Genomic DNA, 1,598 nt, shown 5'->3' with positions numbered 1-1,598 from the left:
CGCTCCAGGGTCGCCGTCGAGGTGCGCGCCCCGGTGGCGGCGCCCGCCGAAGAACCCGATCCGGTCCCGGTCGTGGGCTCGCCCGAGGCGTTGGTGTGAGAGTCGATCGTGTCGGTCACCCGGCCAGTGTAGGGGAGGCTCCTGAAACTGCCCCGGCCCGCACGGGTTGGCCTGGGCACACCGGCCCGCCCTCCAACACTTCGACCGAATCTTCGTAATCGACGCGGCTCCGCGTCGTTTTTGAAGATTTTGTCGGTGAGTGAGAGAACCGTCAGTTCGCCTCGACCGAGACGATGCGGTGGACGGCGACGGTCAGCTCAGTCTCGCGCACGACGTCGCGCAGGCGCACCCGCCCGGCCTCCACGGCCATGACCCGCACCTGACGCTCCTGCACGGCGCCGTCGGGGCCGGCCAGACTCAGCCGCAGCCGCGAGCGCGAGGACTGGGCCTGGCGCAGCACCGCCAGGGCGTGCACCGGGTCGGTGGCCACAGCCGTCTCTCCGGCGGCCTGCAGCGCCTCCTGCCCCACACGCAGCCGCCCCACGAGGGTCGTCAGCTCACGCCTCCCGGGCCGACGCCGTCGCACCGAGTGCTCGCTGCCGGGGCGTGAGGGCTCAGGGGCCCGGCGCGCCTGCTGCACGGTGGCCGATCCGACCACCAGGTGGCCGCCGGCGTCCTCGGTCACCGGCGCCAGCCCGGAGGCGCGCAGCTCGCGCAGCACCTGACCGGCGCTGGCCGTGGCCACGAGGATCCCGGGAGCCACCTGGTCCAGGCCGAGGTCCTTCAATCGCGGTTCGACCAGGAGCCCGGCGGCCGTCGCCTCATCGCCGATCCGCAGCAGCGCGGACACGGCCCGCACCCGCACCGCCCCGTGGTGGCGGGCCGCATCCTGGATGAGCACGCTCAAGGAGTCCGGCAGGGGCGTGGGACTGTAGCGGCCGATCGCCTGGGTGATCTCCTCGGCCCGGTAACCGACGTCGAGCGCGCCGCGCACCGACTCAGGGGTGAAGCGCACCGTGAGCGCTCCGCCGCGCGACTCGACGACGCTCGTGCGTTCCAGCAGCGCGGCCAGCTCGGGGGCGGGACGGCCCGGGACGATGGCGGTGAGGTCGGACTGGACGAGGATCATGTCGACGGCGGCCGGCAGGTCCGCCGCGAGCGCCGCCTCCAGGGCTGCGAGGATATCGTCGTCCGACAGCGACTCGGCGAGCGCGTCGCCGCCCGCCTCCTCGGCGTGGTTGGTGCCACCGAGGCTGCCGATGAGTCCCGCGTCCTGCTCGTCGAGGCTCGCCGCCGCCCGTCGGGCGAGGATCCTGCCGGCCTCGGTCAGTGCCCCGGCGCCGGTGAGCCCGAGAGCATCGGCCTCGGCCAGGACCGCGGAGATCGCCCCGCCGGGGATGGTGCGCCGGGGGCTCTCCCAGGTCAGGGCCGCCCGCACGAAGGCAGGGGTGGTGCTGGTCCCCTGCGGGAGGTCGCCCAGGAGGGCGAGCACTCGGGCGCGCAGTCGCGCCGCCCACCCGGCCTCCAGATCCGGGTCGAGGACGGCGCGCAGGGTTCCGTCGTCGTCGCGCGTGCCCGCCAGCCAGGGGGTGCGGGCG

At 74.7% G+C, this 1,598-nt stretch carries 1 protein-coding gene; it reads right to left on the bottom strand.

The window, feature by feature from the left end; translation table 11 throughout:
- Window positions 1–271: 271 nt before the first annotated feature.
- Window positions 272–1,598: helicase-associated domain-containing protein (locus RIV12_RS13075; protein WP_309324455.1), on the bottom strand; the 1,327-nt coding region annotated here is incomplete at its 5' end.

It is taken from the genome of Actinomyces stomatis (genome assembly GCF_031292835.1).
Classification (GTDB): Bacteria; Actinomycetota; Actinomycetes; order Actinomycetales; family Actinomycetaceae; genus Actinomyces; species Actinomyces stomatis.
Note: the sequence above shows the minus strand (reverse complement) of the source record. Positions and strands in the feature narration are given on the sequence as shown.